This window comes from Sunxiuqinia sp. A32, from assembly GCF_052690465.1.
The window spans coordinates 168,074-194,976 of sequence record NZ_JBQYLI010000002.1; the positions used below are offsets into that span (position 1 = coordinate 168,074).

The following is a 26,903-nucleotide window of genomic DNA, read 5'->3' on the forward strand; positions in this document are numbered from 1 at the left end:
TTTAACGCTGATTTGTTTTATTTAACAGATAATGATCAGCAATTACCATTGCGGCCATTGCTTCAACAATTGGAACAGCTCTTGGCAATACACAAGGATCGTGTCGACCTTTTGGATTGATGGTTGTTTGCTCTTCCTGTTTATTAACCGTCTGTTGCTCTTTTAAAAGCGTTGCAATCGGTTTAAAAGCTACATTGAAGTAGATGTCTTCACCATTGGAAATACCGCCTTGAATACCACCTGAATGATTGGTTTTGGTACGAATGCCATTTTCTGTTTTTACAAAAACATCATTGTGCTCCGAACCTGAAAGCCTTGTTCCCTGAAATCCAGAACCATATTCAAAGCCTTTAACAGCATTAATTCCCAACATAGCATGACCTAAATCAGCATGCAACTTATTGAAAACTGGTTCTCCCAATCCTACAGGTACTCCTTGAATAACGCATTGAATAACTCCACCAACAGTATCACGGTCTCTTCCAGCTTCTTCAATTCGCGCAATCATTTTCTCAGCAATATCTGCGTCCGGACATCGTACGATATTGGTATCAGTTTTGCTTAAATCCAGTTCCTGATAACTTTTATTCAAAGCAATATCACCGACCCGATAAACAAATGCATTAATATTAACTCCTATTTCTTTCAGCAGCAATTTGGCAATTGCACCAGCAACAACACGGGCTATCGTTTCTCTGGCTGATGAACGTCCACCTCCCCGGTGATCACGGCTACCATATTTTTGTTGGTAGGTGTAGTCAGCATGCGAAGGACGATAAACATCTTTTAGGGTGTCGTAATCTTTCGAGTGTTGATCTTTATTCCATATTACAAATGCAATTGGTGTTCCCTGAGTCTTTCCTTCAAAAACTCCAGACATAAACTCAACGGAGTCTGATTCTTTACGCTGTGTTGTAATTTTTGACTGACCAGGTTTGCGTCTGTCTAATTCATTTTGAATAAAATCAGTGTCAATAGTAATACCGGCAGGACATCCATCAATAATGCCACCAATACCTTTACCATGAGACTCACCAAAAGAAGTTAACCTAAAAAGTTGTCCGAAGGTATTCATAAGTTATAGTATATGATGCTGCCAGGGAAATTCCCCAGCAACATTAAAGAGTTTGTATTATTTAGCAACCACAGCCGCAGCCCTGGCCTTCTGTACTACATTTTTCGTCACTGCAACCTTCATCATCACAGTCACAGCTTCCACCGCAACCGCAGCTACCTTGAACTGTTGCAGCAATTTCTTCATCTGTAGCATCACGAACTTCCAATACATCTCCTTGAAAGAATAAATCTTCACCAGCTAACGGATGGTTAAAGTCCATTTTTACATGCTCATCATTAATTTCAAGCACCAATCCGTTCATACGCTGACCGCTTGTGCTCATCATTGGCACGCTATTACCAACTTTAACAATATCATCATCAAACTTACCATCAATCAGGAATAGATGTTTAGGTAGATCAATAATAGCATTTTCGTCTACTTCACCATAAGCATCCTGGCTGCTGAGATTTATTTCGAATGACTTTCCTTGTTCTAATCCTTCTATAAGTGACTCAAACTTTGGAAGCATAATTCCTGCGCCATAAACAAACTTCAACGGTTTCTCAGCTGTAGCCTGTTCTATCAATTCTCCTTCTTTTCCATCGATTCTTAAATCGTAAGTCAAAGAAACCATTTTGTTTTTAGTAATTGCCATAGCAAATTATTTAGATTGATTTTTAATAATTAATCTGCAAAGAAATAAAAAACACCCGTATTTTAAAACTTTGCTATATACTAGAAATATTATTTAAGGATAACATCACAATTGTTAATTGGTTTAATGGTTTGATAAACAATCAAACATTAAACTCATCCCCAACGATATCACGCAAAAATAAATTTTACGAAATCAATTAAAATTCGTGTTGGATGCCTTTGAAAGTGCAAGTTTTATTGAAATGCCAAGGATTTCTACATGCTTAGCGATACACACAAGCGGATGGTACCAATATCAAGCATCTCACCAATTTAAAATCCAATTTAGCTGATTAATTATTATCGAACCAACTACGCTGTTTATTAACCTTCAAATCTTTCAACATCGCTGATGAAGCATTGATCGTGAAGCTGTAACTTTTACGTTGACCAAAAGGAACAAAATTAAACGCCATGCTCCAACAATGAAGTGTTCGGTTTACATTGAAAGTGGTAAATGAGAATTTTTTTGCCTGTACATCAAAGTTCGTGGTAAGCTGCATATTCCACTGTTGTGTCAACTTCAAACTTCCACTAAAATTCAAACTTTGATTGATTCGAGCTTTTTGAAATGGATTGGACTTATTATATGAGAAGCTATAATCAAACCTGAAATCCCAAGGGATATCAAATTCAGCGTATTGAACGAAACCTGTTCCCGGGATGATCGGTTCATCTACAACTTCGGTTTCTTCGTCTTCTGCTCCTTTTTCCTTGACTTCATCTCTCTTTGATTTAAAAGACATGCCAAAAGATAAATTTGCATTGGTCAAACGTCCCAATTTCGCAAGGCCTGTTTTATGATTCCAAACGTATTCATTAATCTTTCTTGAACCAGTATTATCTGTCATGTAAGGATCGAGAGTACCTCCAAAATTTATGCTTATTCCTTTTACTGAAGTTCTGCCGCGAATACTAATATTACTCAAATTTAAAGAGTCAGCAACCAGATTATAAGAAGCATTCATACTCAGATTATCCAGTATTTTAATCTTTTCAAACTTCTCTTCTTTTGAGGTGGTATCATTTTTCGCTGCGATCTTCGCCTCTAAATTATTTGCCAAAGAGAAATTTATAGAACCACTTTCCCCTCTCCCTGTGGAACCAAAAATTCCACTTGCGAACCGGTTATAATACACTTCCCGACCTTCTTCATCAATATACCTGTCCCAAAATCCATATCTTGGATCACCAAAATCAGGTCGATAGCTAAAGCTAACAGACGGAGTCATTTTATGGCGAATTGCTTTCAAACGTGAATTTGGATTCTTCATCTGAAACATTCCATAAATATTGGTTGAAGAACTTACACTGAATGAATATTCATAATTTCGCTTAAAACCATAAAGCGTATCTAAACGCATGTGCGGCTCACCAGTGATGTCATTATAGGTTTTATCAAAATCATAGGTGCGTTGAAGGTAATTGGTATACCAACGTTCTGAATAACTAAAAGAAGGGCTAAAATTGATGTATTTAAGCAAGTTGAAATTCGGCAATGAAATTGGAATACTATGCTTCCAACCATTTTTCCAATCTTTAATTAGTGATTGATCCAGTAATTCATCTTCTCGGGATTTAATCGAGTTTTTAATATTACCGGTATAACTAAATCCAATTTTTTCATACCATTTTGGAGAACCTGCTCTTCCCTTTTTTCTAAAAGGATAAATTTTCGCCATCGAGAATGTCAACTCAGGAAAACTTAGGGTTATGGTTGAATCCGTTGAGTTTTGCGAATGCCTGAAGTTAGCAGACATGTTGAAGGGCGTGTTTTCCCATTTTTTTGAATATGATATACTTGATGATTTTGTCGTACTCAAATAACTATTTAAATCTCGGGAATTCCTCAAATAGGTATTTTGCTTGTCATAACTACTTGAACTCAGATTTACACTGGCAGAAAAGGTTTGAAATGGATTGGCTTTTGAATCCTGCGAATGAGACCATGTTAGTGAGAACCCAGGAGATCGACTATAATCAGGTAACCCTACATCACTATACTTGTTCACATTGTATCTAAAATTGAAATTACCTGAAAATTTATACCGCTTTCTATAATTCGTTTGTACACTTGATCCCCATGAACCTTTTGAATAAATATCTCCCTTTAATGTCAAATCAAAGTACTGACTTGCTGCCCAGTAATAACCACCTTCTCGTAAAAAGAATCCACGGTTTTGTTCTTCCCCATAAGTTGGAATAATAATACCCGAAGAATACGTGGGTGAATTTGGAAAGAATCCGAATGGAATCATCGGAAAATAAATCGGAAAATCTTCCAAAACAAGGTAAGCTGGACCAGTAATAATCTTTTTATTTGAAATTACCTTTGCCTTCGTCATCCGAAGATAAAAGTGCGGATGATCAGCATCACAGGTAGTATATTTCCCCTTTTTCAATATAAAAGCGTCTTTACTAATTTTCTTTGTTCGCTCACTATGCACGTATCCGTCTCCCTGCTGAGTTTTCACATTCTCGATAATACCTTTCTGAGTTTCGAAACTATACCGAAGTGTCTGACATTCGAACTCTTCCTGCCCATCTTTAAAAATCGGTTCACCTTGCATTACATCTGCAGTATCCGGTAGCCCTTCGGCATAAACTTCATTTGTTTCCAAATTAAGCTCAATGTAATCAGCTTTCAATTCTATCGACTGATAATTTACCACACCGGATTTATAAAGGAATACTTTTTGCCCATCCAAGGAAATTACAATGGAATCTTTTGCATTATAGGTAATTGGAGCCTCCAACATAGTGGTTTGCACAGTATCCTGCCCATTTAAAGTATCGATGGCATTAATCGCTTCCTTTTCAAGTGCAATAACAGTATCCTGATTTAATTCAATAGATGGGACAACAGCCCTATCTTCAAGCGGAATATCCTGAGCAAGGCTGAAAAAGCCAATAAACAAGAAAATGTATGTTAGTATAGTTCGAATCAACGCAGATTTTTATTTGCATTCATAGCTCTTGGACTGCAAAAATATAAATTCAAGACAGACAAAAACGTGAACAAGTGCAAAATAATTCTAATATTTCTATTTTTGTTCAATCTAAGAAATTTGAATATGAACATCTCCTATAAATTGAATATCGTTGTTGTTATTCTTATTTTTCTGTATTCCTGTGCGTTACATGCAAATAATATTCCAAAAGAATCATTTATTGTTGTAATCGACCCGGGACATGGAGGGAAAGATCCTGGAGCAGTTTTTAAAAATATTCGAGAAAAAGATGTCGTTTTAAGCATCGGATTGAAACTGGGAAGCTATATAAAGCAAAATATTCCGGATGCGAACATAATTTTCACGCGTCAATCAGATGTATTTGTCCCGTTGCATGAACGTGCTGAAATTGCCAATAAAAATAAAGCTGATTTATTTATTTCGCTGCATGCAAATTATTGCGGAACACCATCGATTACCGGAACAGAAACATTTGTTCTTGGACTGCACCGTTCGGAGGAAAACCTGGAAGTCGCAAAAAAAGAGAATGCGGTTATTTTATTGGAAGACGACTACAACAATCGATACGAAGGTTTTGATCCAAACTCACCTGAATCATATATCATGTTCGAAATTGTTCAGGATGATTATATAGAGCAGAGTATTAATCTGGCATCATCCATTCAAGATCAATTCAAAAACAGGGCTGGAAGAAAAGATCGAAGTGTAAAGCAAGCAGGTTTTTTGGTTTTAAGAAGAACCAGTATGCCAAGTGTACTTGTTGAAGCTGGATTTTTGAGCAATGCAACTGAAGCAAAATACATGGATAGTGAAAATGGGCAAGCTATTCTGGCATCAGCGATCTATCGGGCTGTTAAAGATTACAAGTTAGGGATCGATGCCAAAAGCGATTATAAAATCACAAACACAATCAGCAATGAAACTGTGGAAGAAGTTGCTTCTCCCGCACCAAAGCCGAAACAACCAGTACAGGAATCAAAAAGGATTCATTTTAGCATTCAGGTAGCGGCATCATCAACATTAATCGATCTTAATCCTGCTAATTTTGGAGGATTAAGCCCATTATTCATTCAATCAACAGGGAAAACTCACAAATACCTTTTTGGAAAAGAATATACTTTAGAGAAAATTCAGGCCTTAAAAGCGAAAGCGCAAAAAATCTACCCCGATGCATTTATCGTTGCATTTGAAAATGGGGAGCAAATAGCTTTAAAAAAGGCAATTAAAAAATTGGAATAACAGAATGGCCTTTATAGCTTGCTTTGTAACGGAATGCTTCTTAATATTGCAAAAGAAAGCGTAACGAAAACATCACCTATGAAACTGTCCAGATATACCAAATTAGGAATACTCGTTGTTTTAAGCATTGCCATCTTTATATGGGGGCTTAACTACTTAAAGGGCATAGACTTTTTCAACAACAACACTAGTTATGTAGTCGTGTACGATCATGTTGACGGTTTGTTGGAATCAAGTGCAGTAACATTGAATGGCTATCAGGTAGGACAAGTGAAAGATATTGATTTCTCTGAAAAAAAAGACGGCAGCCTTGCTGTTGTATTTTCACTTGAGGGAGATTTTAGAATTCCGAGAGGAAGTACCGCTAGAATTGTTTCCAGTGATATCATGGGGACAAAATCAATCAAATTACAAATTGAACAGTCAGACCAATACTATGAATCATATGACACCATACCTGGAAGTATTGAAAGTGACTTAAAGGAACAAGTGAGCATGCAGGTTTTACCGCTAAAAAATAAAGCGGAACAATTATTGGCATCACTCGACTCAGCAATTACTGTTGTTACCTATGTTTTCAATGCTGAAGCACGTAAAAATCTCTCGGAAAGTTTTGAACGTATTAATAATACCATCTTAAATTTAGAATTGACCTCCAATGAACTCAAAGATATCTTGAGCTCCGAAAATGGCAATATCAAATCAACGATTGGTAATTTAAATGCCATTACAACTAACCTCGCTGATAATTCAGATGAAATATCAACGGTAATTGAAAACTTTGCATCCGTTAGTGACAGCATTGCCGCCATCAATTTTAAAACGATGTTGGAACAAATTGCAGAGTCTGCTGAAGGCATGAATAACATTATTACAAAACTCACCAATGGTGAAGGTTCTGCAGGTTTATTGCTCAATGACGAAGAATTGTATAATAATTTAAATAGTCTTAGCGCCAGTTTAGATAACCTGATGAAAGATATCAGACAGAATCCAAAGAGATATGTGCAGTTTTCGGCATTTGACCTTGGAAAAGATATCTATATTACCTCTCGGGAACCAGTGGCACCATCAAAAGATGATCAATACAAATTCAAAGTGCATCTAATCTCAAGTCCTACTCGCCTTGATACTTCAAATATCATTTTTGACGGATTGGATGAAATTGAAGAAGTATCCGTTGGTGGACTATATAATTATATGGTTGGTAGCACTTCAGACTTTCAAGAGATAACAAAAATTCATAGCGTCGCAAAATTGAAATTTCCTGAAGCAAGCATCGTAGCTTTCAAAAATGACAGAAAGATTAAGCTGGAAAAGGCTTTGAGAAGAATTTCAAATAATTAGACACTATAATAATATTATTGATCAACAATCTCAATTAGCTTTGTTTTCGGGGGTTACAGCCGCTCTGTATTTCATCTATCTGATTTACAAGTAATTACACAACACAAAAAAATATATTTTTTTAATGTCCTGACTTCTAAATACGTTAGAATTATTTTTAAAAAGTCAATAGCATTTCAATTTTTTTTATACTTTTTTTTTCGACAAATTTGTTTTCGGGAAAAAAAATAAGGGAAATTTTTGTCGAATATATAATCCTACTTGTCAAAATGAGTAATAGTCATCTTGCTGTATGGAACCGCTGTCTTTCTGTGATAAAGGATAACGTTCCTACGATAAGTTTTAAAACCTGGTTTGAACCAATTGTACCACTAAGAATTGAAGAGCAAGTGCTAACTATTCAGGTACCAAGTCCGTTTTTTTACGAGTACCTGGAAGAACAATACATTGATTTATTAAGGAAAACACTTCGGAAAGAAGTTGGTGTGGAAGCAAAACTGGAGTATGTTGTTGTAATGGGAAACAACCAAAACAACTCACAACCTTACACCGTTAAGTATCCAACCAACAACAATGGCAAATTGCAAAATAAGCCATTAAATATTCCATTAAAAACAGAGGCTAAGGCAAGTATTAAAAACCCTTTCATTATTCCAGGGATTCAAAAGCTTCAGGTTGATCCACAGCTTAAAGCGGATAATACGTTTGAAAACTTTGTTGAAGGTGAATGTAACCGTCTGGCTCGCAGCGCTGGTTATGCTGTGGCGCAAAATCCTGGAGGAACGGCATTTAATCCTTTGATGATTTACGGAAACTCCGGGTTAGGAAAAACACATTTAGCTCACGCTATCGGCATCGAGGTAAAGGAAAAATTTCCGGACAAGATTGTCCTCTATGTCAATGCTAATAAATTTCAGACTCAATATACCGAGGCGATAAGAAATAATAACCGGAATGACTTTTTGCATTTCTACCAAATGATTGATGTCTTAATTCTGGATGATGTTCATGAGTTTGCTGGCAAAGAAAAAACACAGGAAACATTCTTCCACATTTTCAATCACTTACACCAAAGCGGAAAGCAACTGATTTTAACATCAGATAAGCCACCTATCGAATTGAAAGGAATGGAGCAACGCTTACTTTCCCGCTTTAAATGGGGACTTACAGCTGATCTTCAAGTACCTGATTTCGAAACCAGAATGGAAATTCTGAAAAGAAAGACTTACAAAGATGGTATTGAAATTAGCAACGAAGTTCTTGAATATATTGCTTCGCACATTGGTAATAATGTAAGAGAGCTTGAAGGCGCATTGGTCTCCTTGCTTGCTCAATCTACATTGAACCGTAAAGAAGTCACACTGGAGCTGGCGAGCGACATGGTCAACAAATTGGTAAAAAGCGCTCGTCGTGAATTATCTATTGACTACATTTCAAAAGTAGTTTGTGATTACTTCAACATGCCTGTTGATTCACTACAGGCAAAAACACGGAAACGTGAAATAGTACAGGCACGCCAGTTAGCGATGTATTTTTCCAAAAGCTTGACAAAATCATCACTAGCATCGATTGGAGCACAAATAGGTAACAAGGATCACGCAACTGTGCTACACGCTTGCAAAACGGTTAATAATTTGAAAGATACCGATAAAAATTTCCGCCATTTTGTGGATGAAATAGAAAAAAAATTAAAAATGTAATATTGAAAAGCAGGTCATACGATCTGCTTTTTTATTGACCTATGAATGATTCTTATCTAACCATTGTAAATCCGGTAGAAGGCCTCTTTAAGGACAAAGGCAGTAAATTTATTGCTTATGCATTTCCTGTTTCCAATGAAGAAGAAATCAAAGAACACATTCAACTTTTAAAAAAAGAACATTACTCCGCACGCCATCACTGCTATGCGTGGCGGTTGGGAGCCAGCAAAGACCGTTTCCGTGCAAATGATGATGGAGAGCCCTCCTCCACTGCAGGAAAACCAATTCTTGGGCAAATTCAAAAATTTGATCTCACCAATGTTTTAATTGTTGTTGTTCGATATTTTGGTGGAACGTTATTGGGAGTTAGTGGATTAATCAATGCTTACCGGGAGGCAGCAGCAGATAGTATTGCTAATGCCACCATTGTTGAACGATTAGTTGAAACAACCTTTTGGGTAGAGTATGAATATGCACTAATGAACGATGTAATGAAACTTTTCAAAGACAATGAGCTTCCTCAATTGGAAACTCATTTCGACTTGAATTGCAAAATAAAAACTGCAATCAGACTAACTGATAGCGAACGAATAATTAGCTCTTTTAAAGAAATAGAAGGTTTAAAGATCGTAATTGTTGAATAGTGACTATTCTTGTTAATAAGTAGCTAATAAAACATGTATTATATCATAAGATACGCATTCAAAGAACTATTAACTTTGTATTTTGATGAGACGTTTTACCGTTCTATATTACTTTTCGGATGGTGACCAGGTTCACCCGACAAAATTTTTCCCAAAGATTGAATGTTTCATCAAACAATTAAAAAATAATATTCACTCTTTATTTTTTAACCGGTATTTATTCCGGATAAAAAGGCCAACAGAAAATACAATTCCTGTTGGCTTTTTTTTGCAAACTATTGAATTCAAAAACAACGCATACCTATGAAAAAGAAAGATCTTATCTCCATTATGGATTATTCGAAGGAAGAATACCTCCGAATAATGGATTTGGCAGCTGACTTTGAAAAGAATCCCAACCAAAAGCTGCTGGAGGGAAAAGTTGTAGCTTCGCTTTTCTTTGAGCCTTCCACCAGGACCCGGTTAAGTTTTGAAACAGCAATTAATCGTATGGGAGGACGCATTATTGGTTTTTCTGATGCTGGATCTTCGAGTGTTACCAAAGGCGAAACCTTACACGACACAATTAGGATGGTCTCTCAGTATGCTGATTTGATTGTTATGAGACACCCACTGGAAGGAAGTGCCCGGTATGCCGCTGAAGTATCAAACGTTCCGATAATCAATGCCGGCGATGGTGCAAATCAACATCCAACTCAGACATTGCTTGACATGTACTCAATTATAAAGACACAAAAATCTTTTGACGACCTAAATATTTTCATGGTTGGAGACTTGAAATATGGACGGACGGTGCATTCCCTTCTCATGGCTATGTCTCAATTTAATAACCCCATCTTCAATTTTATTGCACCTGAAGATCTCCAAATGCCCGAAGAGTATAAAATCTATCTCCGCGAAAAAGGCATCCGCTACTTCGAACATGATGAATTTACTGATATTATCTCAGAGGCGGACATCGTTTATATGACCCGTGTTCAAAAAGAACGCTTTTCTGATCCGATTGAATACGAGCGGGTGAAAAACGTCTATATTTTGCGAAATAGCATGCTAAAAAATACGAAAGACAACATGCGCATCCTACACCCTCTTCCAAGAGTAAATGAGATCCATACTGATGTTGATAAAAATGAGAAAGCATATTACTTTACGCAAGCTTTAAATGGAGTATTTGCCCGTGAAGCAATTATTGCCCATACATTAAATTTAAAATAAGACACCATGAGTGACTCGATAAAAAAGAAATTAAAACTAAAAGTTAGTGCCATTAGTGAAGGTACTGTAATCGACCATATTCCATCTGAGAATCTATTTAATGTCATTTCGATCCTAGAACTTGATAAAGTCACTGAAATGATCACGTTTGGTGCAAACCTAGACAGCGGGAAGCTGGGGAGCAAAGCGATCATAAAAATTTCGAAGCACTTTTTTGAAAATGATGATATTAATCGAATTGCACTAATTGCACCACACGCAAAGCTCAATATTATTCGCGATTATGAAGTGGTTGAAAAGAAAGTTGTTGAAGTTCCTGACAATGTAGTTGGAATTGTAAAGTGTTTCAATCCCAAATGCATAACCAATAACGAAGCAATAACGACAAAATTCGCGGTTATTTCAAAAGAGCCCATTACTTTAAAATGCCAATATTGCGAGAAAATAACCAGCGAAGAGCAGATGGTTATAAAATAAGTTGGAACACCTGTAACTGATTTACTTGCTATATTTGAATAAATTTTTCAAACATATACTGAATGATGAAGCCAGATTATGAAGGACTGCTGATTGAGTTGAATCAACTAATTGAAAAGAATGAAGATGATGTTCTTCTAAAGATTTGTCAGTTTTTAAAGGAACAAGTCTATCATTACGACTGGGTTGGATTTTATATTTTCAAAAACGATCAGCTCGAATTAGGCCCTTACATAGGGAAACATACAGATCACACTCAGATAGCCATTGGAAAGGGTGTTTGCGGACAAGTTGCAGAGAGTGGTAAAACGATCGTAGTTCAGGATGTAAGTCAAGAAGACAACTACATTGCATGTAGCCTCGATGTGCAGTCAGAAATAGTAGTCCCTGTACTAAAGGAAGGTAAGTTTATCGCTGAACTGGATATTGATAGTCATTCTCCAGCCCCATTCACGAATGAAGACATCAAATTTCTGGAAAAAATTTGCAACTCAATCATTCATCTTTTCTAAAAAAAAATGGTTCGCCCGAGAATTCAGACGAACCAGTCCTGTAATCAGTTATCGGCTTTACTTCTTAATGACGATCCCTGCTTTGAAATCTTCGGTCCGGTCTTTCAGGTCTTGGACGGGCTTTGTTAACTTTCATGTTGCGGCCACGAACCTCTGCTCCATCAAGTTCTTCAACAGCAGTTTCGCCTTCATTATCATTTGCCATTTCAACAAAAGCAAATCCTTTTGCTCTTCCAGTCTCTCTGTCTTTTACGATTTTAACGGAAACTACTTCTCCGTATTCACTGAAAACCTCATTTAACTCTGCCTCAGTAAGATTGTAATCTAAATTACCTACGTAAATGTTCATAATAAAAAGATAAAAATTAAAATTAAAAACACACCTGGCAGGATGCCAAAAAATACGGACCGGAAAAATTACTCAGGAAATGAAATAATCTCAGAAATCTATAAACCTAGCCCCTACCGAATAAAACATTAAATTCAAAGAATAGTGACCCGAAAATGATTTCACATGAAAGGTAGGTTTCTCAACGTGAAAAAGTTTTACAGATCAACACTATACAAAAATAAGTATTGTTTTGAATCTGCAAATTAATTAATGATTTTTTTTGTGTGAAGAAAACGTGCTCAGCGTCTGTTAATCAACATATAAGACCAACCCTTTCAAATACTCTCCCTCTGGATGATATATATCTATAGGATGATCTGCTGGCTGCGTGAGTTGATGCAGAATCTTAACCTGCCTTCCGGAAATAGCAGCTCCAGAAAAGACAGCCTCTCTGAATTGATCTTTACTCACCACCTGTGAACAGCTGAAAGTAAACACGATACCTCCTGAACGTATCTGCTCAAAAGCCTTTGCATTCAACCTTTTATACGCTTGCAAAGCTGGTCTTAACGCACCTCGATGTTTTGCGAAGGCTGGCGGATCCAATATAATTAGATCATAGCGATTTTTAATATCCCGCATAAAATCAAATGCATCAGCAACATATGCTTCGTGCCTCGAATCATTTTTAAAATTGAGCTCTACATTTTGTCGGGTTAACTCAATTGCTTTGGATGATGCATCAACCGAGTGTACTAATCGTGCATTTCCCTGCATAGCGCAAAAAGAAAATCCACCGCTGTAACAAAACATGTTTAAAACATCCCGATTATTGGAAAAATCGCTTACAAGCTTTCTGTTCTCTCGCTGATCAACAAAGAAACCAGTTTTTTGACCTTCAACCCAATCAACCTTAAATTGATTGCCATGCTCTCGAACAACTTTCTCAATGGATTTTCCCCACAGATATCCATTCTGAGGTTCAATATCAGCCTTAAAAGGCAGTGTTTTATCACTTTTATCGTAAACAGCTACTAATCCTTTTCCAAGAACATCATGCAGTAATCTTGCTAATTTCTCGCGAATTAGATACATGCCAATTGAATGGGCCTGATAAACAGCCGTTCCATTGTAATAATCGATGATTAATCCGGGCAATCCATCTCCTTCTCCGTGCACCAGACGATAGACATTCGTTTGAGGATCATCCAACAAACCAATATTTTTTCGCAAAATAACTGCCGATTGAAGCTTCCTGAACCAGAAATCATCATCAATCTCAATATCTTGAAAGGATACAATCCTTATTGCAATAGAGCCAATCTGAAAATGTCCTATTCCTAAAAATTCATTTTGCGATGAAATAACTCTAACTAACTCCCCTTCCTCAGGTTCCTTGTCAAATGAATGTATGGCACCGGAAAACACCCAGGGATGGAATCGTTTTAACGACTGTTCCTTTTTAGGCTTCAGCCAGACAATTGGAAATAGTTGATTGTTCATGATTGTGCAGCCACTAATGATTGATAAATTTCAAGAGCTACCCAGGCATCTGTTGCTGCATAATTTTGTTGGGCTTCCGAAAGAGTAGCTTCCCAGTTTGTCAGACGCTGTGATTTCGATATTCTCACACCCAAAACGATACCGGCCATTTTTTTCAAACTGAAATTTTGAATACCAAAGTCTTTAACTTCATCTTGTAATTCAACAAAACCTCCAGCTTCAAAATAATTCAGTTTTTGCAATGCTTTAACATCATCGCGAATGGCAACGCCAACTTTCTGAATGGAAGAATCAACCATCAATTCTTTTAGTTCATTTGGCAAACCAAGCTTTTTAAGCCTAAACAAAAAGGCTTTATCATTAGTAGAGAGTTGCAACAATGCTACCTGGTTAACTTGCCCCCGCTTAAACGATGGTTTTGTTTCTGTATCAAAACCAATCGCTGAAAAAGTTCTTAAATACTTCACAGCGTCCATCATTACATCGTAATCTTCAACTAAAATGATCTCTCCCTCAAAAGAACTCAATGGTAGTTCTGCTAAATCTTCTTTACTAATATTTTCTTTAAACATCTTTAAATCAGTCGTCCTCGTTATTAAATAAATGTGTCAACCAATCTGGCTTATTACTTTGGATTTCATCATCTTTTATGTCCTCTAAATTCACTTGATCTTCAAAATCAATATCACTAAAGACTAAAGAATGTACAGCACGCAAACAATTTACAAGTTTCTGTCCCCAAAAGCTTTTAAAGTTATTTATACATTCCCACAAGGCTTCCTGCATAATCAACTCATTGCCAATTTGGTATGACATTATAAAATCTTTCAAATCCTGGTAGATATCCGCTAAACCTTCTGATATACTTTCAGTTAATGGTTGCTCACTAAACTGCATTCCTTGATCGAACACTTCTTTATAATCGTCATGCTCACCCAGTAAATTTCTTATTTTTTCTTGCAAAAAATTGTAATCAACCTCACTAACATATTTCTCAAGTGTCATCTCTTCCTCACTATCAAACTCAGGAAGTACGCTTGTCTTAAGATACAAAAGTGGAAGTATCTTTTGAGTTTTTGCCAAAAAATCACGAGTAGCTTCTCCCCCTGCAGTTTCAACAAACCGACAAAACTCATTGGCAACGGTAACAAACTCAATGGTATTTTTTGAAAAAACAATCGGATTTATTTGCTCCTCTTCCATCGTTATAAAAAGATTTTGATGCAAAAGTAATAAGATTTTTGTTTATGAATAATTTGAGAGGCATTGATTACTTTCCATCTGCCCATTCGAGACGGTTGTCTATGCGGTAGATAATTTTATGGTTGTCAATTAACCATCGAATAACTTTCATTTTGTCATCTTCCGGAGCATCAACCTTTTCAACCAGTTCTTCCAGGAAACAAGGCTCCAGTAATTCGTCCTTTATCTGACTGGCAACCTGATCAAATTCCAACTTGCTCAAAGCCAATTCATTTCGTTCAATACAAACATCGCATTTTCCACAACGCACTGGTTCTTTTTCACCAAAGTATTGCAATAGCGACTGACTTCTGCATTTCAAATTATTAGTGGTATAATGAATCATTGCATCAATTCGCTCCTGATATTCCTTTTTGCGATCTCCATAGTTTTCCTTCGTTATCTTCAATCGCTCAATTTCAACTCGTTCTCTCGTAAAAATTACGTAGGGAGCTTTTTTTCTGGGAATATAGTGAATGACCTTAAAGGAATTCAAATGATTTAAAAAGCGATAAACGACTTCGATATTCACCCCTGCACGATTGGCCAGCATTTCTTCATCAATTCCAATATAGTTGGTGAATAAGCCGGAATACGAACGAAGCAGTAATTTGATAAATCCATCAAAAGATGAGTTCGCAACTTGAAAGCGATACAATTCATCTCTTTTTACAATAAAATGAACCCGTGATGGATTATCTACTTCTTCAGTCAACTCCAAATACCCTTCTCGCTGCAGAATCTTTAAACTGTTAAAAACGGTTGTGATTGCTATTTTATACTTTGATGCAAAATCGCCAATATGAAAATCATAACTTTGATTCTTACCATATCCAATAGCCAACTGAAGCGAGTTGCAAAGTGCCTGGTAAACTCTTTTTATCACATCTACGGTTGGAAATGATTTTTCCACCTGATTTTTTAAAGCAAGAACGTCTGCCTTGGAATAGATCAAAACGGCAAAAGCTTTTTTCTCATCCCTGCCGGCCCGGCCCGCCTCCTGAAAATATGCTTCCGGAGAATCGGGTATTCCAAAGTGAACAACAAATCGAACATCAGACTTGTCAATCCCCATTCCAAAAGCATTTGTTGAAACAATCACCCTTGTTTTTCCCTGCTTCCAATCTTCCTGCTTTTTCGATCGGTTCACTCCACTTAATCCTGCATGATAGTAATCAGCAGATATTTTATTCTTTCTTAAAAAATCGCACAATTCACGGGTCTTCTTTCTACTGCGCACATATATTATTCCACTACCTTTCACCTTTTGCACCGACTGCAATAAATAATTAAGCTTGTCTTCCCGCTCTCGAACAACATAGACCAGGTTATCCCGATAAAAACTCTTTTGGATAACATTTTCCTTCTTGAATTGAAGTCTTTGCTGGATATCTTTTACAACTTTTGTCGTTGCTGTAGCTGTGAGTGCAAGCAATGGCACATCAGGTAAAAGTTCCCTTAACTCAACAATTCGCAAATACGATGGACGGAAATCATATCCCCATTGAGAAATACAGTGAGCTTCATCGATGGCAATTAAATTAATATTCATTTGCAGCAAACGCTCCCGAAAACGTTCAGTTGCTATGCGTTCAGGTGAAATATATAAAAATTTGTAGTCACCCCAGGTTGCACTATTAAATGTGACATTTACTTCCTGCATGGTCATTCCTGAGTGAATTGCTAACGCTTTAATTCCTTTCCTTGAAAGATTTTCAACCTGGTCTTTCATCAATGAAATGAGTGGAGTAATTACTATACACATCCCCGGCTTGGAAAGAGAATAAACTTGAAAAGTAATTGACTTGCCACCACCAGTTGGCATCAATCCAAGTGTGTCATTCCCTTCTGCAACAGAATTAATGATTTCCTCCTGCATCGATCGAAATTCAGGATATCCCCAGTATCTGGTCAATATGGATTTAAATTCACTCAAATCATCAATAAAACTTAGACATTAAACTATCAGATTCAACTTAACAAATTTTAATGAAAATTATATTTTTTAATGGAGACTTGCAATGCAAAAGTAAAACCTTAATCCGGTTATTTTTTGTAGTTTTGGCATTTAAGTAATTGAATAAATACATCTGCAATGAGTTTTTATCATGACAAGGTAGTATCTGAAGGTTTGACATTTGACGATGTCCTTCTAATCCCTTCTTATTCAGAAGTATTGCCACGCAGTGTGGATCTCAGCTCCTATTTCACCCGAAATATTAAAATAAATACGCCAGTTGTTACTGCCGCAATGGATACAGTTACCGAATCCACGATGGCAATTGCAATAGCCAGGGAAGGTGGCATTGGAGTTATTCACAAAAATATGTCCATCGAAGAACAGGCCAAGCAAGTTACGATGGTAAAAAGGGCTGAAAATGGAATGATATACGATCCAATTACGATTCTGAGAGAAAAAAATGTTGGTGATGCCCTTGAAATTATGCAGAGTTACAAAATTGGTGGAATCCCTGTCGTAGATGACAATCGGAAGTTAGTGGGAATCGTAACAAACCGGGATCTACGTTTTGAGCACAATATGGACAAACCAATTTCGGAAGTGATGACTTCTGAAAATCTCGTGTATACCACAGAATCAACCAATTTAGAAAAAGCAGCCGAAATATTACAAATTCACAAAATAGAGAAACTTCCAGTGGTTGACAAATTCAATCAACTAATTGGATTGGTTACTTATAAGGACATCACTAAGGCAAAAGATAAGCCACACGCCTGTAAAGATGAAAAAGGACGATTACGCGTTGCTGCGGGAGTTGGCGTCTCTTCTGATACGTTCGACAGAATTGATGAACTTGTAAAAGCACAAGTCGATGCAATTGTTATTGATACGGCCCATGGACACTCAAAAGGAGTTCTGGAAACCTTGAGAAAAGCAAAATCCAAATATCCTGAAATGGAATTTGTGGTTGGTAATATTGCAACTGCTGAAGCAGCAACAGACCTAGTATTAGCAGGTGCTGATGCTGTAAAAGTAGGTATCGGCCCAGGTTCTATATGTACAACTCGAGTTGTGGCAGGAGTAGGAATTCCTCAATTATCTGCCATCTATGCTGTTGCAAAAGCATTGAAAGACTCAGACGTACCAATAATTGCTGATGGTGGAATCCGTTACTCAGGAGACATTGTAAAAGCGATCGCAGCAGGAGCAAATTCAATTATGGCAGGTTCACTTTTTGCCGGAGTTGAAGAATCGCCGGGAGAAACGATCATCTTTCAGGGAAGAAAATTCAAGTCTTACAGAGGAATGGGTTCTGTAGAAGCGATGCAAGCTGGATCTAAAGACCGATATTTCCAGGATATTGAAGATGATATTAAAAAGTTGGTTCCGGAAGGTATCGCAGCTCGTGTTCCATATAAAGGAAGTCTTTATGAAGTACTCTATCAAATGATTGGAGGACTGCGAGCCGGAATGGGATATTGCGGAGCAAAAAACATAGAAGAATTAATGCATGCCAAGTTTACCCGCATAACAGCATCCGGGGTCCAGGAAAGCCATCCTCATGATGTTTCCATAACCCGTGAGGCGCCAAACTACAGCACACGTTAAATCGATTTTTATTTTTTAAACAGATTATTGAGCTATAGAGATATGTTTCGAAGTGCTATTTTATTGCTGGTAACAGCTATTTCATTAAATACATATAGTCAGAACAAAAACGAAGTTGTTGCTTCGATTGATGGCAACAAGATTCTTATGGACGAATTCGTTCGACTGTATCAAAAAAACAATCAAAACTTATTAAATGAAGATGAGAAAAAAACTCCTCTTGAGTATATTGATCTTTTTATAAACTACAAATTGAAAGTTCATGAAGCTGAGCAATTGGGACTTGACACCGTTGCCTCATTTGTGAATGAACTAAAAACATACCGACAAGAATTAGCCCGTCCTTATCTTACAGATGTGCAATTTTCTGATCAAATGGTAAAAGAAGCTTATGAACGCACAAAAATAGAAGTTAAGGCAAGTCACATATTGCTTAGATTGAATGAAAATGCCAGCCCTGCTGATACATTGGCAAGATATAATGAAATACTAAAATTGAGAGACCAGGTACTGCAAGGTGCCAACTTTGAAGATTTAGCTTTTCAATATTCAGAAGATCCATCAGCTAAAAACAATAAAGGAGTGTTGGGATATTTTACGGCTTTTCAAATGGTTTTTCCTTTCGAGAATGCTGCATACAAAATTCCGGTTGGCGAAGTCTCAATGCCTGTCCGAACACGCTTTGGTTACCATTTAATTCATGTAATGGATAAACGCCCAGCCTCGGGTCAAATTAAAGTTGCCCACATCATGAAAAGAATACCGGCCAATGCAAGCGAAGAGACCGCCAGTCAACTAAAACAGCAAATGGACAGTATTGCCGAATTGATAAAAAAAGGCGGTGATTTTGCAAAACTCGCTAAAGAATTTTCGGATGACAGGCGCTCCGCTGCGCAAGGAGGTGAAATGCCTTGGTTCTCGTCTGCGGGGATGCTCCCAGAGTTTGCACAACCTGCTTTTGATTTAAAAAATAATGGTGATTACTCGCCAGTAATAAAAACGCCCTATGGATGGCATATTATTAAGCGAATTGCGTTTAAACCAATTCCAACTTTTGACGAGATTGAACAACAGCTAATCGATAAAATCAGGAAGAACCCGGAGATTAGCAAACATAGCAAACAGCAATTCATTAAAAAGCTAAAAGACGAGTATCACTTCAAACTCAATGAAGAAGCACTTAGTAAATATTTCAATTTCATTTCCGAAAATGATCAGGATCAAATAAATGCCAATTCAGAAGTATGCCTTTTTAATTATGCGGAAAATGAAGTAACATTTAGTGATTTTAATAAGTATCTGCAAAAAGTAACAACAGATAAGCATAATCTTAAAAATTCATTAGAGACTCATTTTCAAGATTTTGTTGAACAGACACTTGTGAATTACGAGGACAGCCAATTGGAGCAAAAACATCCGGATTTTAAATATTTAATGAAAGAATACCATGATGGTATCTTGCTTTTCAATATTTCGGAGGATAAAATATGGTCTGCTGCCTCAAATGACACCCTTGGACTGGAAGCATTTTATCAAAAAAATAAGGGCAAATACCTTTGGGAAGACAGATTTAAAGGGTGGGTTATTAAATGTCCAAATCAAGAGATAAAAGATTTTGTTGACGAAATTTTATCAGCTGACAGCCAAATTTCTATTGAAGAGCTGACAGATCAAATTTCTCAGCATTCGGAAGATCGCATTCAAGTGGAGAAAGGAGCTTTTGAACAAGGAGACAATCCGCTCGTGGATTATCTGGTATGGAATGATATTGAACCCAAAGGCTATAAAGATGGCTTACATTTTGTTCGGGGAAATAAAATAGCTCCTGAAGCAAAAACGCTGGAGGAAGCTCGTGGTCTTTACATTTCAGACTATCAAAATTATCTGGAAGAATTGTGGATAAAAGATCTTCGAAAAAAATACAAAGTGAAAATCAATAAGAAACTTATAAAATCAGTCGACCCGGTTTAATGCATAAAAACGCATTCTATATTGTCATTTTATTGCTCATTCTTGTTGGTTGTAATCAGCAGGAAGAAAGAACACCAATTGCTCAAGTTCATGATGAGATCCTTTATTTAGATGAAGTTGATCTTGTCATTCCAAATGAGCTTGGAGAGGCTGACAGCACGCTGTGGGCAGATGATTTTATAAAAAATTGGGTGCGAAGAAAATTACTTATTTGGGCGGCAGAACAAAACCTGAATGCTGACCAGAAAAACGTGGAAAAGGAACTGGAAGAATATCGAAATTCATTGATTACCTATCGATATAAAAAAGAATTGATGGCTCAAAAAATGGACACTATTGTGTCTGATAGAGAAGCGGAACAATATTATCAGCAGCATGAGCAGCAATTTATTTTGTCGAAGAATATTGTGAAGGCTATCTATCTTAAAACCCCATTAGAAGTATCAGATCCCGAAACCATCAAGAATTTATCTACGGATGAATCTCCTGAGAAACTAGCTGAATTAGATGATTACGGTATTCGTTATGCTAAAACATATGACCGTTTTAACGATAAATGGATTGAAATGGAGAATATCCTGAATCAAATTCCGTCAGATATTCCCGACCAGGAAAGATTTTTAAGGAGAAACAAGTTTGTTGAAAGCGACGATACAGATTATTATTACTTTATTTGTATTCGCGATTTTCGACTGGCTGGAGAACCAGCACCTTTGGAATATGTAGAGTCTCAAATTAAGAACCTCTTGCTTAATCAACGAAAAGTAAAGTTTCTGAAACAAGTAGAAGATGATATTTACAAAGAGGGCACAGTCAGTAATAAATATAAAATATTCAATGTTCAAAAATAGAATGATATGCTTAAGAAAGTATTAGCAGGTTTAATGTTTTGTGTGATGTTTGTAAATGTAAACATCCTGTTTGCACAAGATAAAATTATCGATCAGGTGGTTGCTGTTGTTGGAGGAAACATCATCATGAAATCTGATATAGAAAACATGTATATTCAGCAACAGGCACAAGGGATAACTTCAGATGGAGATATGAAATGTGAAATCCTTGAGAATTTTCTGGTTGAAAAGTTATTGCTTGCTGAAGCAGAGTTAGATACAACAATAGAAGTTACTGATAGTCAGATCAACCAAAGTCTTGATCAGCGAATTCAATACTTTGTACAACATTTGGGATCTGAAAAAGCAGTTGAAGATTATTTCAAAAAGCCAATTATTCAGATTAAGTCTGAATTGGAAGAAGTAATTCGGAATCAATCGTTAACCGGGCAAATGCAGGGAAAGATTGTTGATGAAGCAACAGTTACTCCTGCTGAAGTTAGATACCACTTCAGAAATCTGGGAAAGGATGAAATTCCAATGATTGAGCCGCAAGTAGAATACGCTCAAATTACAGTGTACCCAACAATTTCACTTGAGGAAGAGAATCGAATTAAATCAACGCTGCGTGATTTCAAAAAGCGGGTTGAAGATGGTGAAAACTTCTCAATGCTCGCGGTAATGTATTCAGAAGGACCTTCTGCCGGACAAGGTGGAGAACTTGGATACATGGGACGTGCAGAATTGGACCCTACGTATGCTGCTGCAGCTTTTAACTTAAAAGGAGATCGTGTTTCCAATGTTGTAAAAAGTGAATTTGGATATCACATCATTCAATTGGTTGATCGCAAAGGTGAGAAAGTAAATACTCGTCATATTATCCTGAAACCAAAACCAACTCCCGAATCAATGCAATTAGCATTTGACCGATTGGATAGTTTGGCAAATTTCATCAGAACTGGAGACATTACGTTTGACGGGGCTGCAATGCATTATTCAGGAGATAAAAACTCAAGAAATAGCGGTGGTATTGCAATTAACCCTATGACAATGTCTTCAAAATGGAAGAAAGAGGATTTAGATCCAGATGTAAGTAAAGTACTGGACGGGTTGAAAATAAACGAAATCTCTGATCCATTCAAAACCTTAGATGATAAGCAAAGAACGGTTTATAAAGTCGTCAAATTAATCAGCCGTACAGAGCAACATCGTGCCAATATGCAAGAAGACTATCAAACACTAAGTGAAATGTATCTTGCATCCAAAAAAGAAAAGCTGATGGATGAATGGATCTCTAAACAACAATCAAGAACCTATATTTCGATTGATGATTCGTATGTGAATTGTAATTTCAAATATGGTGGTTGGATAAAATAAGACACTCTCTTTTGAATTCGATTGTTATCGTTTTCTTCAAAAAAAATAAAACGTACAAAAACTGAGCGTGTGGATTTTAAAAATGATGTTGAAGCAGTTGATGCTCTAAAAAATAGAATTGAACTTCTGCATGCGGAGATCGCTAAAAAGATCTACGGGCAGGATGAAATTATTAAACAGGTTTTAATTTCATTATTTAGCCGGGGACATTGTTTATTAATTGGCGTTCCTGGATTGGCTAAAACATTGCTGGTTAACACCATTGCAGAAGTGCTGGGATTGAAGTACAATCGAATTCAGTTTACACCGGATTTGATGCCTTCAGATATTATTGGAACAGAGATATTAGATAAGGATCGGGAATTCAAGTTCGTTAAAGGTCCTTTATTTGCAAATATCATATTAGCTGACGAGATTAACCGTACTCCTCCAAAAACCCAGGCAGCATTGCTTGAAGCTATGCAGGAAAGAGCGGTAACTGCTGCAGGAGAGCGCCATCAGCTGGATAAACCTTTTTTTGTATTGGCAACACAAAACCCAATAGAACAAGAAGGAACCTATCCCCTGCCTGAAGCACAGCTCGACCGATTTATGTTTTCAATTTGGCTGGACTACCCGCAATTTGAGGATGAATTGACAATAGTAAGAAACACAACATCAGATCATCAAGTACAATTGCAGGAAATCATATCTGCCAAAGAAATCATCTATTTTCAAGATCTGGTTCTTAAGATACCTATAAACGATAATGTTTTGAGATATGCAGTGAACTTGTCATCAAAGACACGCCCTGATACTGAATTGGCAGCTTCTGTAACGAATAAGTACCTTAAATGGGGTGCAGGTCCACGGGCTTCACAATATCTTGTTCTTGGAGCTAAAGCACATGCGGCTTTATCTGGCAAATATTCGCCCGATATCGAAGATGTAAAAGCAGTTGCAAAAACGATTCTTCGGCACAGGATTATTAAAAACTACAAAGCAGAAGCTGAAAACATTTCAGTTGATCAATTAATTGACGAAATTTTATAATTCTTTTCAATGAAGGATTTTAAATTCAAATTACTCCTTATTTTATTGTTTGTTCATTCTGGAATAATTTATGGACAATCCCAGAAAAAGGTCGACATTGAACAAGCTAAATTCCTGGAATTTAATGAACAGATTGTAGCCAATGCACAGCGCCTTATTGGCGATGTGATCCTTCGACATAACAATGTTCGAATGTGGTGCGACAGTGCCTATTCTTACACCAATGCCAATATTGTTGATGCGTTTGGTAACGTACACATTTTAAAGGATGACACCCTCCATTTATATGCTGATTTTATAAACTATGATGGAGATTTAAAATGGGCAAAAGCACGGGGACATGTCAAGCTGATCAATAAAACGACTACGTTAACGACCGACTCCATGGACTTCGATATGGAGCAAAGTATCGGTTACTATGATAATCATGGAACAATTGTAGATAGCACAAATACGCTTACTAGTTTAATTGGCGAATATTATTCCGATTTAGACAAGGCTTATTTTAAAACGGATGTTAAAGCAGTTACTGAAGATTACACACTTACTTCTGACACGTTAATTTATTATACTGAAACAGGTATTGCTTCAATTGTTGGTCCTACCATGATAAATGATGAAGAAAATACATTGTATGCCGAAGATGGATTTTATAATAGTCGTAACGGAGAAGTTGAATTGTATAAGAATCCATTAATAAACACACCCGAACAAAATATCAAAGCAGATTCCATTTTTTACAATCGTGAAACTGGTGACGGATTAGCTATTGGGAATGCCGATATTCATGACATTGAAAACAAAATGATTGTCCGGGGGAACAAAATTGAATACAACGACCAAACCGAAACAGCACTGGTTACGGACTCTGCGCACTTTTTGCTATATAGTGAGAAAGACACATTGTTTCTTCATGCCGACACGTTAAAAACAATTCCAGACACCATTCTGGACGAAAAGTTGATCCTTGCCTACTACAAAGTGAAATTTTTCAGAGAGAGCATGCAAGGCAAATGTGACTCTATGGTTTACTGGTCAAAAGATTCAACAGTTCAATTGTATAAATCGCCGGTCATCTGGTCGGGGAATAATCAAATGACTGCTGATTACATAGAAATGATCACACAAAGCGATGGTCCTGATTTAGTAAAAATGGAGAGCCAGGCTTTTATTGTTGCGATGGAAGATTCTACAAAATTCAACCAAATCAAGGGACGAGACATGCTTGGCTACATCAGAAACAATGAGCTGTTTAAAATTGATGTGGATGGAAATGGACAATCTATATATTATGCTCGCGATAAAAAGGGAATTATTGGTTTAAATAAGGCTGAGAGTAGCAATATTCAGATTTTTCTTGAAGAAAGTAAGGTGAAAAAGATCGCGTTTATAACTTCACCAGAGGGGCAACTTTTACCCTTATTCAGTGTGCTGGATGATGAAACGACATTGCCTGGATTTGTATGGTACGATCAAATAAGACCCAAAAGAGTCGAAGATATATTCAGAGAAATTTCGTTGCCGGTTGAAAAGAAAGCTGAAAATGAACTAACAAAACCTGAAATAAAATCAGAACTTCAATAGTTTTAGTTCGTGTTCCAGGTTTGGAGTAAAAACTCCTTTCCCTATATTTTTTTTAATCTGTGCACTAGTCCAAAAACGCCCCTCCTCCACTTCTTCAGAATGAAGATTGATAGATTGGTAATCATAGCTCACAAAAGTGTAAACAAGCTCCTTTTCCAGCTCGGTTTCCCATACATATTTGCCAAGTAATTTTGCGGAGAAATTCTTTAGCCCAATTTCCTCCCAGGCTTCTCTTTTCAATGAAGTTTCAAGCTCTTCACCAAACGAGATATGGCCACCAACTGCTGTATCCCATTTGCCCGGTTGCACCAGTTTATTCATGGGTCTTTTCTGAAGAAAAATTGCTTTCTTATTGTTAAAAACGTGAAGATGTACGACTGGATGTAAAATCTTTTCTCCCTGATGACAGGCCGAGCGAGCAGCTTTACCAATCACTTTTCCGGTTTCATCAACAACAGGTAGTTGTTCTTCGGGTTCCAAATTCTTTTGAGTTCTTTTTTGCTTAATGAATTCAAAGAGAAACACGACACCAAACAAAATATAAAACAAACCGCCACTAATGAAAGCCCATGCAGCATCGCTCATAAAAAAGGCCGAGTAAAAGACGAGTACGGTATGAAAAAGGAATACAAAAAACATCAGCTTCATACTCCTTCGGAAATGATTCATTTGTGCCTCGGACAAACTCATCCCTTTCATGTATCGTTGAGTCATTGCGCCAATAATATTCAATTTGGAGAATGAAGACATGCCAAGGATTGCACATAAAATAAGTCCTATGAGTCCAGGTTTGAGTTTAAAAAAGATATCATTGTCAAGAAAAATAGAAATGCCACCCAACGCAACCAGTAAAAGGGTATCAAATACCACGAAACGATCGAATCTCTTTTCACGAAGGTAAATCCATACCAATTCAACTGAACCTATAGCAATCGCTGCATACAGTCCAGCCTGGGTTCCCCAGATTTCATCAATTGCAATAAAAACAAACAGGGGAATAAAACCCGGCAATAGTTTCTTTAATAGCTCTATTCGTTGATTTTGCATATAAAAAAAGCCCGCAATCAGCGGGCAATTATTTTATTGATTATCGTATCTTTTATGCTTATATATTTCGACATCAAATATTAAGGTAGAAAACCTTGGAAGGCCAGTCGTACTGGAACTGGATGCACCGTAACCCAAATTTGATGGGATAATAAATCTGGCTTTGCCTCCAAGCCTCATATGAGTAACACCTTCACTCATTCCAGTAATTACCTCATCAGTTCCTACAACAAATTTAAGTGGTTCAAATTGATGACCTAAAGTATCCGAAGTACTATCAAATACTTCTCCCGAAGACAATAAGGTTCCTGTATACCAAATCTGAACTTCGTCTCCTGCTTTAATCAGACTATCACCATAACCTTCTTCTGTTTCAATATAATATAAACCCGATGAAGTGGGCTCTACATCTGCATAATTCTCAGCAATATACTCCTCCAGCAGTCGAACTTCTTCTGCTCTTAATTCATCCAGATTATTATCTTCCTTACAAGATGAAATCGCTGCTATAATTCCGGCAATTGCCAATAAAAAAACTAGGTACCTTTTCATTTTT

The 26,903-nt window shown here is 36.9% G+C and carries 23 protein-coding genes; 13 read left to right on the forward strand and 10 right to left on the reverse strand.

Annotation, left to right across the window (positions count from 1 at the left end):
• Position 1 precedes the first annotated feature (1 nt).
• The 3 genes from aroC to ACUNWD_RS02670 all read right to left on the reverse strand — a co-directional run bounded on the left by aroC (position 2) and on the right by ACUNWD_RS02670 (position 4,704).
• Positions 2-1,075 carry a chorismate synthase gene (aroC, locus tag ACUNWD_RS02660; protein WP_445586215.1) on the reverse strand — a complete coding sequence of 358 codons (1,074 nt, stop codon included), beginning with the start codon at positions 1,073-1,075 and terminating at the stop codon, positions 2-4.
• A gap of 61 nt (positions 1,076-1,136) precedes the next feature.
• The gene (locus ACUNWD_RS02665; RefSeq protein ID WP_445586216.1) at positions 1,137-1,715 is read right to left on the reverse strand and encodes an FKBP-type peptidyl-prolyl cis-trans isomerase; all 579 of its coding nucleotides are present in this window, start codon (positions 1,713-1,715) and stop codon (positions 1,137-1,139) included.
• A gap of 334 nt (positions 1,716-2,049) precedes the next feature.
• Positions 2,050-4,704, reverse strand: a complete 2,655-nt coding sequence (locus ACUNWD_RS02670; RefSeq protein ID WP_445586217.1) for a putative LPS assembly protein LptD — start codon at positions 4,702-4,704, stop codon at positions 2,050-2,052.
• A 126-nt stretch (positions 4,705-4,830) separates the two neighbouring features.
• Here ACUNWD_RS02670 and ACUNWD_RS02675 point away from each other — a divergent pair, with 126 nt between their 5' ends.
• The 7 genes from ACUNWD_RS02675 to ACUNWD_RS02705 all read left to right on the forward strand — a co-directional run bounded on the left by ACUNWD_RS02675 (position 4,831) and on the right by ACUNWD_RS02705 (position 11,862).
• On the forward strand, positions 4,831-5,967 hold the full coding sequence (locus ACUNWD_RS02675; protein ID WP_445586218.1) for an N-acetylmuramoyl-L-alanine amidase family protein: 1,137 nt from the start codon (positions 4,831-4,833) through the stop codon (positions 5,965-5,967).
• A 78-nt stretch (positions 5,968-6,045) separates the two neighbouring features.
• Positions 6,046-7,314 carry an MlaD family protein gene (locus tag ACUNWD_RS02680; RefSeq protein ID WP_445586219.1) on the forward strand — a complete coding sequence of 423 codons (1,269 nt, stop codon included), beginning with the start codon at positions 6,046-6,048 and terminating at the stop codon, positions 7,312-7,314.
• 269 nt (positions 7,315-7,583) lie between these two features.
• Positions 7,584-9,014 carry a chromosomal replication initiator protein DnaA gene (dnaA, locus tag ACUNWD_RS02685; protein WP_445586220.1) on the forward strand — a complete coding sequence of 477 codons (1,431 nt, stop codon included), beginning with the start codon at positions 7,584-7,586 and terminating at the stop codon, positions 9,012-9,014.
• Between the two features lie 41 nt (positions 9,015-9,055).
• Positions 9,056-9,658: a YigZ family protein gene (locus ACUNWD_RS02690; protein WP_445586221.1), complete on the forward strand. Its 603-nt coding sequence runs from the start codon at positions 9,056-9,058 to the stop codon at positions 9,656-9,658.
• Positions 9,659-9,961: 303 nt separating this feature from the next.
• Complete coding sequence (gene pyrB / locus ACUNWD_RS02695) at positions 9,962-10,873, forward strand: aspartate carbamoyltransferase (RefSeq protein WP_445586222.1); 912 nt, start codon at positions 9,962-9,964, stop codon at positions 10,871-10,873.
• A 6-nt stretch (positions 10,874-10,879) separates the two neighbouring features.
• Positions 10,880-11,350, forward strand: coding sequence for an aspartate carbamoyltransferase regulatory subunit (gene pyrI, locus ACUNWD_RS02700; RefSeq protein ID WP_445586223.1), 471 nt, complete (start codon positions 10,880-10,882; stop codon positions 11,348-11,350).
• A 62-nt stretch (positions 11,351-11,412) separates the two neighbouring features.
• The gene (locus ACUNWD_RS02705) at positions 11,413-11,862 is read left to right on the forward strand and encodes a GAF domain-containing protein (RefSeq protein ID WP_445586224.1); all 450 of its coding nucleotides are present in this window, start codon (positions 11,413-11,415) and stop codon (positions 11,860-11,862) included.
• A 64-nt stretch (positions 11,863-11,926) separates the two neighbouring features.
• Here the strand turns inward: ACUNWD_RS02705 and ACUNWD_RS02710 are convergent, their stop codons facing one another.
• The 5 genes from ACUNWD_RS02710 to ACUNWD_RS02730 all read right to left on the reverse strand — a co-directional run bounded on the left by ACUNWD_RS02710 (position 11,927) and on the right by ACUNWD_RS02730 (position 16,874).
• Positions 11,927-12,211 (reverse strand): RNA recognition motif domain-containing protein, encoded by a 285-nt coding sequence (locus tag ACUNWD_RS02710; protein WP_445586225.1) that lies wholly within the window; start codon positions 12,209-12,211, stop codon positions 11,927-11,929.
• 291 nt (positions 12,212-12,502) lie between these two features.
• Positions 12,503-13,696 carry a class I SAM-dependent rRNA methyltransferase gene (locus ACUNWD_RS02715; RefSeq protein ID WP_445586226.1) on the reverse strand — a complete coding sequence of 398 codons (1,194 nt, stop codon included), beginning with the start codon at positions 13,694-13,696 and terminating at the stop codon, positions 12,503-12,505.
• Entirely contained in the window at positions 13,693-14,268 is a 576-nt protein-coding gene (locus ACUNWD_RS02720; protein ID WP_445586227.1) for a 3'-5' exonuclease, read from the reverse strand. Before ACUNWD_RS02720 ends, ACUNWD_RS02715 begins: the two co-directional genes overlap by 4 nt.
• Before the next feature lie 7 nt (positions 14,269-14,275).
• The gene (locus ACUNWD_RS02725; protein WP_445586228.1) at positions 14,276-14,899 is read right to left on the reverse strand and encodes a DUF5063 domain-containing protein; all 624 of its coding nucleotides are present in this window, start codon (positions 14,897-14,899) and stop codon (positions 14,276-14,278) included.
• 67 nt (positions 14,900-14,966) lie between these two features.
• Positions 14,967-16,874 carry a RecQ family ATP-dependent DNA helicase gene (locus tag ACUNWD_RS02730; RefSeq protein WP_445586229.1) on the reverse strand — a complete coding sequence of 636 codons (1,908 nt, stop codon included), beginning with the start codon at positions 16,872-16,874 and terminating at the stop codon, positions 14,967-14,969.
• A gap of 159 nt (positions 16,875-17,033) precedes the next feature.
• On the opposite strand from ACUNWD_RS02730, the gene guaB reads away from it, so the two are divergent.
• From guaB to ACUNWD_RS02760, 6 genes are all read left to right on the forward strand, one after another.
• Entirely contained in the window at positions 17,034-18,506 is a 1,473-nt protein-coding gene (gene guaB / locus ACUNWD_RS02735; RefSeq protein WP_445586230.1) for an IMP dehydrogenase, read from the forward strand.
• A gap of 42 nt (positions 18,507-18,548) precedes the next feature.
• On the forward strand, positions 18,549-20,477 hold the full coding sequence (locus ACUNWD_RS02740; RefSeq protein WP_445586231.1) for a peptidylprolyl isomerase: 1,929 nt from the start codon (positions 18,549-18,551) through the stop codon (positions 20,475-20,477).
• On the forward strand, positions 20,477-21,328 hold the full coding sequence (locus ACUNWD_RS02745; protein WP_445586232.1) for a hypothetical protein: 852 nt from the start codon (positions 20,477-20,479) through the stop codon (positions 21,326-21,328). The genes ACUNWD_RS02740 and ACUNWD_RS02745 overlap by 1 nt, the downstream gene beginning before the upstream one ends.
• A gap of 6 nt (positions 21,329-21,334) precedes the next feature.
• On the forward strand, positions 21,335-22,684 hold the full coding sequence (locus ACUNWD_RS02750; RefSeq protein WP_445586233.1) for a peptidylprolyl isomerase: 1,350 nt from the start codon (positions 21,335-21,337) through the stop codon (positions 22,682-22,684).
• A 69-nt stretch (positions 22,685-22,753) separates the two neighbouring features.
• Complete coding sequence (locus tag ACUNWD_RS02755; protein WP_445586234.1) at positions 22,754-23,716, forward strand: AAA family ATPase; 963 nt, start codon at positions 22,754-22,756, stop codon at positions 23,714-23,716.
• Positions 23,717-23,725: 9 nt separating this feature from the next.
• Positions 23,726-25,300 carry an OstA-like protein gene (locus ACUNWD_RS02760; RefSeq protein ID WP_445586235.1) on the forward strand — a complete coding sequence of 525 codons (1,575 nt, stop codon included), beginning with the start codon at positions 23,726-23,728 and terminating at the stop codon, positions 25,298-25,300.
• On the opposite strand, the gene ACUNWD_RS02765 is transcribed toward ACUNWD_RS02760, so the two are convergent.
• Together ACUNWD_RS02765 and ACUNWD_RS02770 are read right to left on the reverse strand one after the other, a co-directional pair.
• Positions 25,286-26,347 (reverse strand): NUDIX domain-containing protein, encoded by a 1,062-nt coding sequence (locus ACUNWD_RS02765; RefSeq protein WP_445586236.1) that lies wholly within the window; start codon positions 26,345-26,347, stop codon positions 25,286-25,288. The genes ACUNWD_RS02760 and ACUNWD_RS02765 overlap by 15 nt on opposite strands.
• A gap of 33 nt (positions 26,348-26,380) precedes the next feature.
• Positions 26,381-26,899, reverse strand: coding sequence for an FKBP-type peptidyl-prolyl cis-trans isomerase (locus ACUNWD_RS02770; protein ID WP_445586237.1), 519 nt, complete (start codon positions 26,897-26,899; stop codon positions 26,381-26,383).
• Between the last annotated feature and the right edge of the window lie 4 nt (positions 26,900-26,903).

Coding starts and splice junctions, on each gene's coding strand:
- aroC (WP_445586215.1), bottom strand. CDS start 1,075: ATGAATACCTTCGGACAACTTTTTAGGTTAACTTCTTTTGGTGAGTCT.
- ACUNWD_RS02665 (WP_445586216.1), bottom strand. CDS start 1,715: ATGGCAATTACTAAAAACAAAATGGTTTCTTTGACTTACGATTTAAGA.
- ACUNWD_RS02675 (WP_445586218.1), top strand. CDS start 4,831: ATGAACATCTCCTATAAATTGAATATCGTTGTTGTTATTCTTATTTTT.
- ACUNWD_RS02680 (WP_445586219.1), top strand. CDS start 6,046: ATGAAACTGTCCAGATATACCAAATTAGGAATACTCGTTGTTTTAAGC.
- dnaA (WP_445586220.1), top strand. CDS start 7,584: ATGAGTAATAGTCATCTTGCTGTATGGAACCGCTGTCTTTCTGTGATA.
- ACUNWD_RS02690 (WP_445586221.1), top strand. CDS start 9,056: ATGAATGATTCTTATCTAACCATTGTAAATCCGGTAGAAGGCCTCTTT.
- pyrB (WP_445586222.1), top strand. CDS start 9,962: ATGAAAAAGAAAGATCTTATCTCCATTATGGATTATTCGAAGGAAGAA.
- pyrI (WP_445586223.1), top strand. CDS start 10,880: ATGAGTGACTCGATAAAAAAGAAATTAAAACTAAAAGTTAGTGCCATT.
- ACUNWD_RS02705 (WP_445586224.1), top strand. CDS start 11,413: ATGATGAAGCCAGATTATGAAGGACTGCTGATTGAGTTGAATCAACTA.
- ACUNWD_RS02710 (WP_445586225.1), bottom strand. CDS start 12,211: ATGAACATTTACGTAGGTAATTTAGATTACAATCTTACTGAGGCAGAG.
- ACUNWD_RS02715 (WP_445586226.1), bottom strand. CDS start 13,696: ATGAACAATCAACTATTTCCAATTGTCTGGCTGAAGCCTAAAAAGGAA.
- ACUNWD_RS02720 (WP_445586227.1), bottom strand. CDS start 14,268: ATGTTTAAAGAAAATATTAGTAAAGAAGATTTAGCAGAACTACCATTG.
- ACUNWD_RS02725 (WP_445586228.1), bottom strand. CDS start 14,899: ATGGAAGAGGAGCAAATAAATCCGATTGTTTTTTCAAAAAATACCATT.
- guaB (WP_445586230.1), top strand. CDS start 17,034: ATGAGTTTTTATCATGACAAGGTAGTATCTGAAGGTTTGACATTTGAC.
- ACUNWD_RS02740 (WP_445586231.1), top strand. CDS start 18,549: ATGTTTCGAAGTGCTATTTTATTGCTGGTAACAGCTATTTCATTAAAT.
- ACUNWD_RS02745 (WP_445586232.1), top strand. CDS start 20,477: ATGCATAAAAACGCATTCTATATTGTCATTTTATTGCTCATTCTTGTT.
- ACUNWD_RS02750 (WP_445586233.1), top strand. CDS start 21,335: ATGCTTAAGAAAGTATTAGCAGGTTTAATGTTTTGTGTGATGTTTGTA.
- ACUNWD_RS02760 (WP_445586235.1), top strand. CDS start 23,726: ATGAAGGATTTTAAATTCAAATTACTCCTTATTTTATTGTTTGTTCAT.
- ACUNWD_RS02765 (WP_445586236.1), bottom strand. CDS start 26,347: ATGCAAAATCAACGAATAGAGCTATTAAAGAAACTATTGCCGGGTTTT.
- ACUNWD_RS02770 (WP_445586237.1), bottom strand. CDS start 26,899: ATGAAAAGGTACCTAGTTTTTTTATTGGCAATTGCCGGAATTATAGCA.